Source organism: Brachybacterium tyrofermentans, assembly GCF_039526165.1.
GTDB lineage: Bacteria > Actinomycetota > Actinomycetes > Actinomycetales > Dermabacteraceae > Brachybacterium > Brachybacterium tyrofermentans.
Map to the genome: position 1 here is coordinate 290,476 of NZ_BAAAIR010000046.1, position 15,505 is coordinate 305,980.

A 15,505-nucleotide genomic window follows, 5' to 3' on the forward strand; every position below is an offset into this window, starting at 1 on the left:
CTCTACCGCCCCGTCACCGCCCGCCGGGACGGTTCGAACGTCCTCCGCGTGAGGTGGAATAGGGGAATGACGATGAGCAGGACGACGAGCGGCGCGGGGCGGAGCCCGAGCGAGGGGATCCGTCTGCTCGGACCCGACCTGGCCGCCCTCCCGGCGGTCCTCCCCGCCGGGGAGCTCGACGGCCCGCAGCAGGACGCGCTGGAGCTGCTGCTCGGTGGGGCCGACGTCATGGTGCACGGCGGGCCCGCGAGCGGGCGCACGACGCTCGCCCTCGCGGCCGCGGCGCAGGCCGGGGAGAGGACTCTGCTGCTGGCGCCGCGACGCCACGCCGCCGGGCGCCTGCGCGACGCTCTCGCCGTGCAGGGAGCGGGCGAGGTGCGGGCGATGACGCCGCCCGCCCTCGGCCATGCCCTGCTGCGGGCCGACGCCCTCTCCCGCGGTCTCGGCGAGCCGACCCTCGTCACCGGGGCGGAGCAGGACTCCCTGCTGGCGGAGCTGATCGCCGGGCGCGCGAGCTGGAACCTCGAGGTCGATCCGGGGGCCCGCAGCCTGCCCGGTTTCCGCACCGAGCTGCGTGACCTCATCACCCGCGCCACGGAGCTCGGGCTGGCGCCGGCCGATCTGGACCGCCTCGGCCGCGAGCGCGGCCGGCCCGCCTGGTGCGACGCCGCCGCGATCCTGCGGGACTACCTCGGGGTGCTCGATCTCGAGGCCTCCGCGGCCCTGGACGCCGGGCCCCGTCTCGACTCCGGCGGACTGGTGCGCCGCGCCGTGCGCCTGCTCGAGGATCCGCGCACGGCGGCGCCCTTCGACACCGTCGTGGTCGACGACGCCCAGGACCTCACTACCGCCGGCATCGCCCTCGTGGGCGCGCTCGCCGGGTCCGGGGCGAGCGTGATGATCTGCAGCTGCCCCGATGCTGCGGTGGACACTTTCCGCGGTGCCCTGCCGGATGCGGCGGACAGGTTGCGCGATCTGCTGCGCCGGCCGCTGTCCGAGATCACGCTCACCGGTGCTCCGGGGATCGCCCCGGGGATCGTGGCCGGCGTCGACTCCCTGCGAGGCAGGCTTCCGTTGGCCGGCGCCACGGTGGACTCCCGCCGCCCCCGGATTCTCGACGGCCCAGGGAGTCCCGACGGCCCAGGGAGTCCAGAGGACCCCGGCAGTCTCGAGGGTGCCGGGAGTCTCGAGGGCCGGGGGATCGCCGTGCTGCAGGCCGACGACCCGCTGGACGAGGCGCGTCTGATCGGCTCCGCCCTGCGCGATCTGCACCACCGCGAGCAGATCGACTACGACGACATGGCCGTGGTGTGCCGCTCCGGGTCCGCCGTCGCCGACGTCGCCGATCTGCTCTCCCGCACCGGCCTCCCCGTGCGCGTGCCGCGCCGCCCCCAGCCCCTGCGGGAGGTGCCGGTGATCGCGGACCTCCTCACGGTCCTCGAGATCGGCCTCGCCCCGGAGGGGACCCCCGTGGACCCGCAGGTGGCCGGCGAGCTGCTGCGCGGTCCCTTCGGCGATGCGGACACGCTGCGGCTGCGACGCATCCGGCGCCTCCTGCTCAGCGCGCAGCGCTCGGTGGACCCGGCCTCGGAGATCCCCAGCGACCAGCTGCTCGCGCGGGCGCTCGTGGAGCCGGAGGTGCCCGGCCTCCCGGACCCCGAGGACCGGGATCGTGCCGCCGCTCCGGTGCATCGTCTGCGCGCGATGATCCGGGCCGTGCGCGACCATCGCACGGCCGATGCCGAGCAGATCATCTGGGAGGCCTGGGATGCCGCAGCGCTCGCCGGTGGCTGGCGCCGGGCGGCGCTCGGCGCCCCGGGCGACGTCGACGGGGCCCGCGCTCGGCTCGCCGGGTCCCGCCTGGATGCCCTGCTCGAGCTGTTCGCCGCGGCCGAGCGGCTCACCGCCCGTCGTCCCGGTGCGGGGGCCCTGGACCTCGTCGAGCAGATCCGCGCCCAGGCCGTCGTCGAGGACACGCTGGCCCCGGCGGCCGCACCGCGCGGACGGATCGCCGTGCTCACTCCCGCCCAGATCGCGGGCGAGCAGCGAGACACGGTCGTGCTCGCCCGCCTCCAGGAGGGCGCCTGGCCGGACCTGCGCCTGCGCTCGACGCTGTTCGGGGCGGCGGAGCTGTCGCTGCTGGCCGCCGCCCGCTCGGGCGCGGAGCTCCCCTCGGATCCCGAATCGCTGCGGGCGATCCAGCGCAGCCAGGTGATCGCCGACGAGCTGCGGCTCGCGATCAGCGCCATGGCCCGGGCCCGCACCCGGGTGCTGGTCACCGCGGTCCAGGACGAGCAGCTGGAGCCGTCGGCCCTGCACGAGGCGATCGCGTCGCTCGCGGCGCGCGCCGGCGAGCCCTGGATCGACCTCGACCGGCTCCGCCAGGACCCTGGTCCTGCCCCCGATGCCCGGCAGCTGGTCGCGGCGCTGCGCCGGAGGCTCCACGACGAGGACCCGCAGCGCTCGCAGGATGCGGCACTGGCCCTGCACGCCCTCTCACGCGCCGGCGCCCCCGGCACGGATCCGAGCAGCTGGTACCACCAGGACCCCAGCAGCATCGAGCCGCTGCACGACGAGGGCTCCGTCATCGGGCTGTCCCCGTCGGCCCTCGAGCGTGCGGTGGACTGCCCGCAGTCGTGGCTGATGGAGCGCGCCGGCGGCACGCGCTCCGGCGGGCCGGCCCAGCTCATCGGCACCGCGCTGCACCATCTCGCGCAGATCCATCCGCAGGGCCCCGAGGGCGGGACCGACGACCTGCTCGAGGAGCTGCACACCCTGCTGCGGTCGGTGCCCGGCACCGAGACCTGGTCCGGGCGTCGCCGGGTGCGGCGGGCGGAGGACGCCGCCCGCCTGCTCGCGGAGCATCTGCGGACTGCGCCCGACGCCCTCGCCGTCGAGGCCCCTTTCGAGGTGGATCTCGGGCGGGTGCGGCTGCGCGGCAGCATCGACCGGATCGAGGGGGATGCGACCGGACTGCGGGTCGTGGACCTGAAGTCGGGCAAGAACGCGAAGTCCGCGGCCGCCGCGCAGGACGATCTCCAGCTCGCCGCCTATCAGGCCGCGGTGCGGGACGGCGCGCTCGTCGACCAGCTCGGTGCCGACGCCCCGGAGCGGCTGAACGGGGCCCAGCTGGTCTATGTCGGCACCGGCGGGAAGAAGGCCGCCGTTCGCACCCAGATCGCGCTGAGCCAGGCGGAGGACCCGGCCTGGTTCGACTCCCTCGTCGCCCAGGTCTCCGAGGACGTCGCCGGCCGCCAGGTCACGGCACGCCTGAACTCCCATTGCTCCCACTGCGCCGTGCGCAGCAGCTGTCCGCTGCAGCCCGAAGGAGACCAGCTATGACCGAGCACACCAATCCCGGGCGGCTCAGCGCCGGGACCCTCGCCGCCCTGCTCGACCAGCCCCCGCCCACGCCCGAGCAGGTCGCCGTCATCGAGGCACCGCTGGCACCCATGCTGGTCGTGGCCGGCGCCGGATCCGGGAAGACCGAGACGATGGCCTCCCGGGTGGTGTGGCTGATCGCCAACGCGATCGTCGAGCCGCGGCAGGTGCTCGGGCTGACGTTCACCCGCAAGGCCGCCCATGAGCTGTCCGCCCGGATCGCCGCCCGGCTCACCGCTCTGGCCGCCGCGATGCGCGCCGAGGGCCTGACGCTGCCGCCCGGGCTCGAGCGCGGCCACGACGAGCTGGTGGGGCAGCGCCCGCTGGTTCACACCTACAACGGCTTCGCCCTGGACCTGGTGCGCGAGCATGCCCTCGCCGTCGGCATCGACCCCGAGCTGACGATGATGTCGACCTCGGCGTCCTGGCAGCTGGCGCATTCGATCGTCGAGGGCTGGGACGACTCGCTGGACCTCGAGGCCTCGCCGGCCACGCTCACCGCCGCCCTGCTGTCGCTGACCTCCTCGATCGCCGACCACCTCGTGACCCCCGAGCAGCTGCGCGAGCACCTCCAGGAGATCCACGACCACCTCGGCGGGATCCCGCTCCAGGTCGAAGGGCGCCGGCGCACCACCCCCAAGGCCGTCGCCTCCGTGCTCACGTCGCTCGAGTCCCGCCTCGCCCTGATCCCGCTGCTCGAGCGCTACGCCCAGGTCCGGACGGACAGCTCCGCCCTGGATTTCGCCGACCAGGTCTCCCTCGCGGCCCGGGTGGCGCGCGAGGTGCCCGCCGCGGGCGCACTCGCCCGACGTATGCATCGCGTGGTCCTGCTCGACGAGTTCCAGGACACGTCCGTCGCCCAGCTGCAGATGCTCACGGACCTGTTCGGTCCCGGCCATGCCGCCTGCGCGGTGGGGGACCCCCAGCAGGCGATCTACGGGTGGCGCGGCGCCTCGGCGGCCTCCCTCGCGGGCTTCGCGACGACCTTCGCCACCCCGGAGCAGCCCGTGCTGCAGCGCACCCTGTCCACCTCCTGGCGCAATGACGAGGCCGTGCTCGCCGTGGCGAACACGCTGGCCGCACCGTTGCGCGCGGCTGACGCCGGGCTCACCATTCCCGAGCTCCAGGCCCGCCCCGGCGCCGGGGAGGGCGCCGCGGAGATCCTCGAGGCCTCCGACGAGCGCGCGGAGGCCCGCGCCATCGCCGACTGGATCCTCGCCCGCCGGGCCGAGATCGCCGCCGTGGGCCCCGACGGGTCAGGCGGCGCTGCGGGGGAGGGCGGCGCCGCAGATGCCGCGGAGCAGGCGTCGGCCGCCGTGCTGGTGCGCGCTCGCCGCCAGATCCCCGCCCTCGTCGAGGGGCTCGAGGAGCGCGGTCTCACGGTCCACGTGGTCGGCCTCGGCGGGCTCCTGCATCGCCCCGAGGTGGCCGACGTGCGCGCCGTGCTGCAGTGCGCGCACGACCCGGGGCGCGGCGACGCCCTCATGCGCCTGCTCACCGGCCCGCGCTTCCGGCTCGGCGCCCGGGACCTCTCGGTGCTGGGCCGGTGGCGGGACCGGATGGGCTCGCGTCTGCGCCGAGCGGCCGACGCCCCCGGCGGTGAGGACGAGGCCGAGTCCGTCTCCCTCGTCGACGCCGTCGACGACCTCCCGCCCGCGGACTGGACCGACCCGTCGGGCCGCTCCCTGTCCACCACCGGCCGGGACCGTCTGCGGCAGATCCAGCAGATCCTGAGGGAGATGCGGCGCCTGCTGCCGCTGCCCCTGCCGGACCTCGTGACGGCCGCCGTGCGGGTTCTCGACGTGGACCTCACCCTGCTCGCCGCGGACCCGGGCTCGAGCGTGCTGGCGGACCTCGAGGCGCTGCGCGACCACGCCGCGGCCTTCGACCGCACCGCTCAGCGCGGCGGGCTCGGCGCCTATCTCGACCTGCTCGAGATCAGCGAGGACGAGGAAGCGGGGCTCGCCGTCTCCGCCTCGCCCGAGCACACCGAGGAGGAGGGCGACTCCGGCGCGGTGACCATCGTGACCATGCACTCCGCGAAGGGGCTCGAGTGGGACCTGGTGGCCGTAGCCGGCCTCACCGAGGGGTCCGTGCCCTCCTACGACCTGCGACGGGCGAAGACGGACGAGGCGGGCCGGGTGCGGGTCCCGGACAACGGGTGGCTGGACAAGCTCGCCTCGGCGTCGGTCCCCACCGCCCTGCGCGGCGATGCGGACACCCTGCCCGAGCTGGCCTGGGCCGAGGCGGACACCCAGGTCGATGCCGAGGGGCTCATCGAGGACTACCGCTTCGCCCAGGGCGAGGAGTCCCTGCGGGAGGACCGCCGGCTCATGTACGTCTCCGTCACCCGGGCCCGGCGGCGCCTGCTGCTGACCTCCGCCGCCTGGCGCGCAGGGCTGGCCACCGCACGACCCCGCTCCCGCTATCTGGTCGAGATCCATGACCTGGTCCCCGAGCAGTTCCGCACGGTCCAGGAGGTGCCCGAGACCAATCCGCTGGAGTCGGAGCGGCCTCAGGCGCAGTGGCCGCCGCCGCCGGGGGAGCCCGAGCGGCGCCGTGCCCGCGCCGCCGGGATGCTGGACGCGATCCCCGAGGCGGCGACGAAGGGGCCGGCCCCGGAGGTCACCGACCCGGCGCTCGCCGAGATCGTGCGGCGGGCGATCGACGACCTCGAGCAGCAGGCCGCGCCCCCGCTCGTGCACTCCCCGCCGAGGCTGTCCGCCTCCCAGGTCGTGCACCAGGCGCAGGATCCGCGCGGCGCGGCGATCGATCTGCTGCGTCCGCTGCCCCGCCGGCCGTCCCCGGCCGCCGCCCGCGGGACCGCCTTCCACGCCTGGCTCGAGTCCCGGTACGACAGCACGGCGTTATTGGATCTGGAGGACGTCCTGGACCTGGGGGAGGACGAGGGCCCGCATCGCGACGACCTCGCCCTGCGCGAGGCCTTCGACTCCTCGCAGTGGGCGCAGCGCACCCCGATCGTCGTCGAACACCCGGTGCAGACCCGGGTAGGGGAGATCGCCGTGCGAGGCGTCATCGATGCGGTCTTCGAGGATCCCGACAGCCCCGAGAACTCTGACAGCACCGACAGCGAGCGTCCCGGAGCTCGGGGCGTGATCATCGTGGACTGGAAGACCGGCCGGGTGCCGCGCCCCGCTCAGCTGCGGGAGCGAGCCCTTCAGCTGTCGCTGTACCGGCTGGCCTGGCACGAACGCACGGGGCTCCCGCTGGAGCGGATCCGCACGGCGTTCCACTTCGTGGCCGACGACGTCACCCACGAGGTGCGGCGGCATCCGTCCCGCGAACGGATCGCGGAGATGCTCACCGGCGACTGATCGCCCTCGGGCCCTGCCCTCAGGCGTGCTCTTCGCGGGGCCCTGTCTCCTCGCGGGAGCTCATCTCCTCATAGGCGCGCTCGGCCTCGTCCCGGGCGAGCTGCGCGAGATCGGCGTCGAGGTCGGCGATCATGCCGCGGGCATCGGAGACGATCGACTCGTCGCCGGTCTCCAGCCCGTGCGCGAGCCACTCGGCGACCGCGAACTCGCCGAGCGCCTGGGCCCTCTCCACCAGCCGCGGATGCGGCGCGGTGGGCAATTCCTCGCAGTAGGCGGCGTACAGGTCGTCGAAGCGCTCCGGATCCAGCGAGGAGATCAGCCAGGCCAGGTCCGAGGCGGCGTCCGCGACACGGGACGAGGACCAGTCGCGCATGGCGCTGACGTCATCGCCGGAGGCGAAGAGGCTCTCCTCGGACAGGTCGCCGTGGATGAACTGCGCCGTGATGTCCCACAGCTCCTGGTCCTCGAGCAGGGCCTCCCAGCGCTGGGAGACGGCCGCCGGGAGATGACCGCTCTCCGCGGCCGTGGCGATGCGGGTGCGGTGCTCGGCGTGGAGCACCTCCGGGGTGAAGGACTCCACACCGGCCGCTTCGGCCGCATAGCGCGGGACGGTGTGGATGCGGGCCAGGACCCGCCCCAGCGACCGGGCGAGCTCGGGGGAGTGCTGGAGATCGTCGAGCATCAGCGGCCGGCCCACCGGGGCCTCGGTGACGGCTGCGCGGCCGCCCTCGGAGAGCTTCACGAATCCCAGCACCGGGGGGATGATGCCGTGCAGCGGGGTGCCGGAGAGGGCGTCGGCCACCTTCAGATCACGCTCCAGGCGCACGCCGGAGGCGGTCGAGGCGGGACAGAGGACCATGACGCGGCGGCCCTGCTCGCCGACGACCCCGGCCACGTCGAGGTCCTCGATCGGGGTCGCGATCGGGGTGGTCCTGACCGGGATCAGACCGGGGACCGCTGCCGCGGCGAGAGCAGCCAGGGAATACGAGTTGCGATGCACGCGTCCACCGTACCCGGGCGGTCGGCCCGATCCACGTAGGCTTCCGGGCATGGCGAATCTCCGCGGACCGCATCTGCACACCCCACTGACCCTCCTCAGCTCCGACCGGGACGCGCTCAGCCGCGTCGACCCGGCGATGATCGCGCCCGGCGACGACGCCCGGTACCTGGTGTCCCGAGCCGGCGAGACCGCCTTCCAGGAAGCGGAGGACGGCTCCCTCCAGCTGGCCCTGGAGACCGCGGACCCCCGCGCCGGCGGCACCCAGCCGCTCGTGCTGCTGGGAGTGCGGGACGGGCTGCGGATCCTCGCCGTCGAGATCCTCGAGACCAGCGCCGAGATCGACGATCCCGGCCGTGACCTCCGCGACCTCCGGCGCATCGCCGATCAGCTCGATCCGGCCGACGCCGACCTCGCCCTGACCGCGGTGGCGATGGGTGCCTGGCATCGGTCGATGCGGCACTGCCCCCTGTGCGGCGCCCTGCTCGAGGCCGAGGTGGGCGGCTGGGTGCTGCGCTGCCGCGACGACGGCTCCGAGCACTTCCCACGCACCGACGCGGCCGTCATCATGGCCGTGCGCGACAGCGAGGACCGGCTGCTCCTGGCCCGCAACGCGAACTTCCGCAATCGCTTCTACTCGGTCCTGGCCGGCTTCGTCGAGCCGGGGGAGAGCCTCGAGAACGCCGTGGCCCGTGAGGTCGCCGAGGAGGTCGGGATCACGGTCGAGGAGGTCGAGTACGTCGGCAGCCAGCCCTGGCCCTTCCCCCGCTCCCTCATGCTCGGCTACCGGGCCTGGGTCCCCGGCGCGGTCGAGCTCACGCTCCAGGAGGACGAGATCGCCGAGGCGCGCTGGTTCACCCGCGAGGAGCTCGCCGCCGCGCTCGAGGCCGAGGAGATCGAGATCCCCAACAACGCCTCCCTCGGCCGTGCGCTGATCGACGACTGGTACGGCCGCTCCGCCGAGGCGTGAGGGACTCGCCATCCACAGCGGTGCCCGGAACGTCGGGCGCCGCTGGCAGGATGGCACCGATGACCGAACCAGCACTGACCCCCGCACCGACGACCCCCGTACCGGGTGACGCCGAGAGCATCCTCGCGGCGCTCGACCCGGAGCAGCGCGAGGTCGCCAGCACCTTCGGCGTGCCCCTGTGCGTCCTCGCCGGTGCGGGAACGGGCAAGACCCGCGCCATCACCCACCGCATCGCGTACGGGGTGGCCACCGGGCAGCTGAACCCGCGCCACGTGCTCGCGGTGACCTTCACCGCGAAGGCCGCCGCGGAGATGCGCTCGCGACTGCGGGACCTCGGGGTGCCCGCCGTGCAGGCGCGCACCTTCCACTCCGCCGCCCTGCGCCAGCTGCGTCACTTCTGGCCGCGGGTGGTCGGCGGACCCGTCCCGGAGATCATGGCGAACAAGTTCGCCGGCGTGGGCGAGGCCTGCCAGCGCCTGCACCTGAGCGTGGACCGGGCGGCGCTGCGGGACATCGTCTCCGAGGTGGAGTGGTCGCGGGTCACCATGCTCACCCCGGAGTCGTACCCCGAGGCGGCCCCCGCCGCCAAGCGCCCCGGCGTCGCCGGCTTCGACTCGCGCTCCATCTCCCGGATCCTCACCCAGTACGAGGAGGTCAAGAAGGAGCGCGGCGTCATCGATTTCGAGGACGTCCTGCTGCACCTCGTGGGCTTCCTCTCCGAGCGCGCCGACGTCGCCCGGGAGATACGCGGCCAGTACAAGCACTTCGTCGTCGACGAGTACCAGGACGTCTCCGCGCTCCAGCACACCCTGCTGCGGCTCTGGCTCGGAACCACCGACGACGTCTGCGTCGTCGGTGACGCGGCCCAGACCATCTACACCTTCGCCGGCGCGCGCGCCTCCTATCTGCTGGGATTCCGCAGCGAGTTCAAACGGGCCCGCACCATCCGGCTCGAGCGCAACTACCGCTCCACCCCGCAGATCGTGCGCCTGGCCAACACCGTCCTGGACGGCGCCCGCGGGCGCACCCGCGACAACCGGCTCACGCTGGTCGCCCAGCGCGAGGACGGCCCCCCGCCGCTGGTGGAGTCCTTCCCCGACGATCCGGCGGAGGCCGACGGCATCGCCGACCGCATCGGGGCCCTGATCGCCGAGGGCCGCACCGCCGCGGAGATCGCGATCCTGTTCCGCACCAACAGCCAGTCCGAGGCCTTCGAGCAGGCGCTGACCGCCCGGGGCATCGGCTATCTGGTGCGCGGCGGCGACCGCTTCTTCGAGCGCCAGGAGGTGCGGCGCGCCATGGTCTCGCTGCGAGCAGCCACCCGGGTCGAGCAGCTCGACCCGGGCCGCGCCGTGCGCGACATCCTCTCGCAGCAGGGATGGTCCGAGACGGCCCCGGAGACCACCGGGGCGATCCGGGATCGCTGGGACTCCCTGAACGCGCTGGTGGGACTGGCGGACACCGTCACCGCCCGGCCCGGCGCCACGATGACCGACCTGGTCCGCGAGCTCGAGGAGCGCGCCGAGGCGCAGTCGGCACCGGTCGTGGACGGCGTGGCCCTCGCCTCCGTACACGCCGCGAAGGGTCTCGAGTGGCCCGTCGTGTTCCTGGTGGGAGCGAGCGACGGGCTGATGCCGATCTCCATGGCCTCGACCCCGGCAGAGGTCGAGGAGGAGCGGCGACTGTTCTACGTGGCCCTGACCCGGGCCCGCGACCTGCTCACCGTGAGCTGGTCCGCCGCCCGCACCCCGGGAGCCCGGGGGAGCCGTCGAGCCTCCCGCTTCCTGGACGGCGCGCTCGATCATCCCGAGGCCGGCGGGAAGCGCCCGGGAGCCGACGCCCGCCGCACCGGCCGCCGCAGCGCGACCGTCTACTCCGAGTGCAGGGTGTGCTCCCAGGGGTTGGTCTCCGCCCGGGAGCAGCGCCTGGGCCGGCACGAAGGGTGCCCTCCCACCGCGGACCCAGCGCTCCTGGAGGCGCTGCGGTCCTGGCGGCTGGACCGCGCACGGGAGAACGGCGCCCCGGCCTACTCCGTCCTCACCGATGCGGCCCTCGAGGCGCTCGCCGAGCGGCGACCGGGCACCGAGCGCGAGCTGCTCGCCGTGCCGGGCATCGGCCCCGGCAAAGCAGAGCGGTTCGGTCCTGCGCTCCTCGCCCTCCTCGCCGAGCACCCGGCCTGAGGGTGCATCGGGCTGCATCGGGCTCGAACTGGCTCAGCCGGGCTCCCACGGGCTCTGCCGAACCCCGCGCAGAGCCGCTTCTGACGTGCTGAAACCGCAGGTCAAAAAATAGATGTGACTTCTGGTGAACGTGTGTAGACTCATGCTTGTCAATCGTCCACGTCGTGGTCCGGGACACCGGGACGCGCGCATTCGAAAGGGGGTGGCCTCAGTGAACATCATCAGGAATCTCGCAGGAGATGGACTGCGCCCCCTCGGCGCGCCCTCCCTTCTGCCGCGCGTACGGGGCTATGCCCCCGCGGTGCCCAGCCTGAGCTGACGAGGCCTCCCCTCGCTGCCGGTGCGGCACCGCCGCCGCACCTCCGCCCGAAAGGGCTCGTCCCCCGACGATCTTCAAAGCAGCGAGACGATGACTTCTCTACTCACCACATTCCTGAACCCCGCCGACACCGCAGCGCATCTGCTGCCGTGCCACGACACCGCCGCCGCGGACCTCTTCTTCTCCGAGCGTCCGGCTGATCTGGAGCAGGCCAAGAGCCTGTGCGCCGACTGCCCGCTCCTCCAGGAGTGCCGCCAGGGCGCTCTCGAGCGCGAAGAGCCCTGGGGCGTCTGGGGCGGTTCGATCTTCGATTCCGGCCGCATCATCGCCGTCAAGCGCGGTCGCGGCCGTCCACGGAAGAATCCCGACCAGAACGCGGCATGAGGACCGTGACGGTCCCGGATCGCCGAAGGGGCCTGCAGGCCGGCCTGGAACAGCCCGGGGCGGCCTGCAGCGTCCCCAGAGCGGCCGGCAACGCTCACGGGCGGCCCGCAACGTCAGTGGGCGACCCGGAGCGGTCACGGGCGGATCGGCACCGCCCGAGGCCGCATGCACGAGGGGCGAGACACCGTCATGGTGTCTCGCCCCTCGTCGTGCATCAGGCCGGTCGGATCAGGCTGTCTCCAGCCCCTGATCTCCTACCGCTCGTACCTCGCGGTACGTCGATCAGGAGTGTCAGGATCGCCTGATCTCCTACCGCTCGTACCTCGCGGTACGTCGATCAGGCCTTGCCCAGGATGCGGTTGAGCTTCGTGCCGCACTCCGGGCACACAGCCTTCGCCATGCGGCGACCGTTGGAGACGACGACGTTGCCCTCGGCCTCCCGCTTCTCGCGGCACTTGACGCAGTAGAACTCTCCGGCATAGGTCTCGTCGGCCATATCCGCTCCTTGTGGGAATCGATGGTGATGTTCGGTTCCCCGGACGCGCAGCTCTCGCCGCGAGGCCGGGATCGATCCACTGTAACGGGGGGCGGTGGAGCCGAACGAATCGAGGGATGCTCCGAACGGGGCGGCCCGTCGCGCGCTTCGGGATCAGGAGGCTCAACGGAGAGCCGAGGAAGTGCGCGCGACGAACCGACAACGGAGGCCCCGTAGGCGCAAAGAGGCCTGAAGGGCCGTGGGACCCCGGGGGCGCTCAGCACCACGCGCACCTTCCCCGTGTGCGTCCTGCTAGTTATCCCGGGGTCCCACGTGCAGGGAAACCTAGCCCCTGGGAGCGGCACCGGTCAAAGGGCCGTCGGGGACCGACTGTGGACAACCCCGCAATGGGTGTGGACAGGTTCGGGACAGGGTGGCGGCGACTGTGGAGGAAGATGTGTTCCTGCAGGTCACGGCCCCGAAAGGTTTCCTTTCACGGGCTCGGTTGTGGATGAAGATATTTTGCCCCGGATCGTGCCAGGCTTCTCCCCATGAGTGATCTCGTCCTCCAGGAGAACGTCGCCGGCCCTCGCGGGGAGCGGGTGATGGTCCGTCGGTCGGCGCGCCGGCACCGCACGGTGTCGATCAGCCGGCGCGACGGGGATCTCGTGATCGCGATCCCCGCGACGTTCAGCGCGCGGCAGGAACGGGACTGGGTCACGAAGATGGTCGACCAGCTGGTCAGGAAAGAGGCTCGGACCACGAGGACCCGGCGCGGTGATGAGGCTCTCGCCCGGATGGCCCGAGAGGTCAGTGAGGCATATCTCGGGGGCCGGGCCCACCCGTCCTCGGTCACCTGGTCCACCCGCCAGAACCACCGCTGGGGGTCCTGCACGCCGGCCGACGGCACGATCCGGCTCTCGCATCAGCTGCAGGACATGCCGGACTACGTCGTGCGCTCGGTGATGATGCACGAGCTCGTCCATCTCCTCGTGCCGGGCCACGGCAAGGAGTTCCAGGCGCTGATGGCGCTGTACCCCCAGGCGCAGAAGGCGCAGGGCTTCCTGGACGGGTTCTCCTGGGCGCGGAGCCTGCCGTCCGCGGAGCTGGACGGAGATCTGGAGCGCGAGCCGGACCAGGACTCGGTCCGGGATCCGGAGCGACGAACGCAGGCTCAGTCCGAGTAGCTGGCCAGGAACGGGGCGAGCGCGTCGAGCTTCGCCGCCATATCGGGCACGGTGCCCTCGGGCAGGTGCGCGGTGGAGCGGGACGGGCCGCCATCCAGGAGCGGCCAGGGGATCCAGCGCACCTCGGGGGACTCGTCGCTCGTGGCCAGGGGCGTCGCGGAGGCCGGACCGGGGGCGCGCAGGAGGAACTGCACGTCCCAATGCTCCGCGCAGGCACCGAAAGCCGCATCGAGTTGATGGCTGTGCAGGACCGCGGGGCCCGGCCCCACGCGCTCCAGCGCGGACAGGCCGACCTCTTCGGCGACCTCGCGGCGCGCGGCGAGCTCGAAGCTCGTCTCGCCCGCTTCGAGATGTCCGCCGGGCTGCACCCAGAAGCTGCCCTTGCGATGCCACACCAGAGCGATGTGCTCTCCGGGAGCGTCGATCACCACGGCGCTCGCTGTGAGGTGGCGGGGGGCGCCCTCGCGATAGAGGGCGTTCGGGGAGCCCTGCAGCAGCGCCGTGTACTCCGCGGCCATCTCGGGGCCGGGGGCGGCGTCGCGGGCGAGCTGCAGCTCCGCGAACGCCGCCTCGAGCGGATCAGCGCCCATCGGGAGTTCCCGGCTCCTCGTCCTCGCCGGACGTCCCCTCGTCGGGGGCCTGATCGCCGGAGCCCCCAGTGCTGGAGCCCCCATCGCTGGCGTCTCCAGTGCCGGAGCCCCCATCGGCGGAGTCCCCATCGGCGGAGTCCTCGCCGTCACGAGGGCTGCCGCCGTCGGCGTCCCGGCGCAGGCCGCCCTTGTCGTCCTCCCGGGGCGCGGAGCCGGAGTCGGCGCCGCTGAGGAGCTTCTCGAGCTCGGCGTCGAAGTCCGTGGGGATCTCCACGTCTGCCATGCCGTCGGGGACGTCCTGCGCAGCTCCCTGCGGAGCCTGCGGGGTCTGCGGTGCCTGCGGGCGCCCGGAGAGCACTTCGGCGGTGGGCAGCAGATCCGGGTGATCCCAGGTCGCCTCGCGGCCCTGCTCGCCCTCGGTGGCCAGCACGCTGTCCCACCAGGTGAGGGCCTCGCGCACGCGCCGGGGGCGCAGCTCGATGCCGATCGTCCGGGCCAGCATCTGCTCGGCAGGGCCGCCGGCGGCGCGGCGACGCCGCAGCACCTCGCGCATCGCCTCGAGCTCAGGGAGCTTCCCCTCGAGCGCCTTGGTCGTGACGTGATCGACCCACGACTCGATCAGCGCCAAGGTCGTGGCGAGCTCCTCGAGCGCACGCTCCTGGGAGGCCCGTCGGGTGAAGACGAACATCTCCTCGGGGCGCTTCGCCTGCATGGCCTGGGGGTCCGAGAGGTCCAGGTCCCGCACCATCTCGTCGAGGGCGTCGAGGTCCAGGGTGATGCCGCGGGCGAAGTCCTCGATCGCGGAGAACAGCGCCTTGCCCAGCCACGGGGCCGCGCTGAACAGGGCGGTGTGGGCGATCTCGCGGGTGGCGAGGAAGATCCGGGCGGCGGAGGGATCCAGGGAGTGCGACGAGATCAGGTCGTCGACGTTCGCGGCGACCAGCGCCGGCTCGCCGTCGCGACCCAGCGGCAGCGACAGATCGGTGGTGCCCGAGGCTTCGCGGGCCAGAGAGCCGATGGCGTGACCGAACTGGACGCCGAACATCGTGCCGCCGATGCGCTCCATCATGCCGGCGGGATCGCCGGGCAGTCCGGCTCCGTCCCCGCCCATCGCGGAGAGGTCGCCCATCTGGCCCATCTGGGAGGCGATCGCCTCGCCGATCGCTCCGGCCATGTACTTCGCGACGGGCTCGACGATGGTCTTCCAGTGCGGGAGCGTGCGATGCAGCCAGGTGCCGCGGCTGAACACGGCCAGCTCGGCGGTGGGCACATCGAAGGCGATCACGGGATCCAGCCACAGGCGTGCGACCTGAGCGGCCTGGCGCAGATCGTTGAGCTGGGCGTCGGTGGGATTGGGGTCCCCGGGAGTGCCGGTGGGCTCCGGTGCGCCCGGGATGCCGGCCATGCCGGCGGCGGTGCGCCGGGCGATGTCCTCGGCCATCTGCCAGTTCACCGGGCTGTCGCCCTGGGCGGCGAACATGCTCTGCATCTGCGCGGCGGCGGCACGCAGCTGCGCAGGGTCCTGGGGCAGGTTCGCCTGCTCAGCGAGCGCCGACAGGTCCAGCCCGTCGAGGGCGCCCTCGGGGAGTGCGTCCCCGAAGGTCTCCTTGAGGAAGCGCTTGAGCGCCTCTTCGTCCATATCGCCCGGTCCACCCGGGATCGGATCAGTGTTCATGGCCACCTCCAG

10 protein-coding genes are annotated in these 15,505 nt (G+C 73.2%); 6 read left to right on the top strand and 4 right to left on the bottom strand.

What is annotated here, in order from left to right; translation table 11 throughout:
- The first annotated feature begins 72 nt into the window (after positions 1-72).
- Both ABD093_RS15425 and ABD093_RS15430 read left to right on the top strand, forming a co-directional pair.
- Positions 73-3,342 carry a PD-(D/E)XK nuclease family protein gene (locus tag ABD093_RS15425; RefSeq protein WP_343925588.1) on the top strand — a complete coding sequence of 1,090 codons (3,270 nt, stop codon included), beginning with the start codon at positions 73-75 and terminating at the stop codon, positions 3,340-3,342.
- Positions 3,339-6,716 carry an ATP-dependent helicase gene (locus ABD093_RS15430; RefSeq protein WP_343925590.1) on the top strand — a complete coding sequence of 1,126 codons (3,378 nt, stop codon included), beginning with the start codon at positions 3,339-3,341 and terminating at the stop codon, positions 6,714-6,716. The genes ABD093_RS15425 and ABD093_RS15430 overlap by 4 nt, the downstream gene beginning before the upstream one ends.
- A gap of 19 nt (positions 6,717-6,735) precedes the next feature.
- Here the strand turns inward: ABD093_RS15430 and ABD093_RS15435 are convergent, their stop codons facing one another.
- Positions 6,736-7,716: a phosphotransferase gene (locus ABD093_RS15435; RefSeq protein ID WP_343925592.1), complete on the bottom strand. Its 981-nt coding sequence runs from the start codon at positions 7,714-7,716 to the stop codon at positions 6,736-6,738.
- Between the two features lie 49 nt (positions 7,717-7,765).
- Here ABD093_RS15435 and nudC point away from each other — a divergent pair, with 49 nt between their 5' ends.
- The 3 genes from nudC to ABD093_RS15450 all read left to right on the top strand — a co-directional run bounded on the left by nudC (position 7,766) and on the right by ABD093_RS15450 (position 11,566).
- Complete coding sequence (gene nudC / locus ABD093_RS15440; RefSeq protein ID WP_343925594.1) at positions 7,766-8,683, top strand: NAD(+) diphosphatase; 918 nt, start codon at positions 7,766-7,768, stop codon at positions 8,681-8,683.
- A 59-nt stretch (positions 8,684-8,742) separates the two neighbouring features.
- On the top strand, positions 8,743-10,863 hold the full coding sequence (locus ABD093_RS15445) for an ATP-dependent DNA helicase UvrD2 (RefSeq protein ID WP_343925596.1): 2,121 nt from the start codon (positions 8,743-8,745) through the stop codon (positions 10,861-10,863).
- Positions 10,864-11,272: 409 nt separating this feature from the next.
- Positions 11,273-11,566 (top strand): WhiB family transcriptional regulator, encoded by a 294-nt coding sequence (locus ABD093_RS15450; protein ID WP_193116214.1) that lies wholly within the window; start codon positions 11,273-11,275, stop codon positions 11,564-11,566.
- Positions 11,567-11,903: 337 nt separating this feature from the next.
- On the opposite strand, the gene ABD093_RS15455 is transcribed toward ABD093_RS15450, so the two are convergent.
- Entirely contained in the window at positions 11,904-12,062 is a 159-nt protein-coding gene (locus tag ABD093_RS15455; protein WP_010551122.1) for a DUF5679 domain-containing protein, read from the bottom strand.
- Between the two features lie 530 nt (positions 12,063-12,592).
- Here ABD093_RS15455 and ABD093_RS15460 point away from each other — a divergent pair.
- On the top strand, positions 12,593-13,228 hold the full coding sequence (locus ABD093_RS15460; protein WP_343925598.1) for a M48 family metallopeptidase: 636 nt from the start codon (positions 12,593-12,595) through the stop codon (positions 13,226-13,228).
- Here the strand turns inward: ABD093_RS15460 and ABD093_RS15465 are convergent.
- The gene (locus ABD093_RS15465; protein WP_343925600.1) at positions 13,216-13,818 is read right to left on the bottom strand and encodes an NUDIX hydrolase; all 603 of its coding nucleotides are present in this window, start codon (positions 13,816-13,818) and stop codon (positions 13,216-13,218) included. The two genes, ABD093_RS15460 and ABD093_RS15465, sit on opposite strands and share 13 nt — an antisense overlap.
- Positions 13,808-15,493 carry a zinc-dependent metalloprotease gene (locus ABD093_RS15470; protein WP_343925602.1) on the bottom strand — a complete coding sequence of 562 codons (1,686 nt, stop codon included), beginning with the start codon at positions 15,491-15,493 and terminating at the stop codon, positions 13,808-13,810. Before ABD093_RS15470 ends, ABD093_RS15465 begins: the two co-directional genes overlap by 11 nt.
- Between the last annotated feature and the right edge of the window lie 12 nt (positions 15,494-15,505).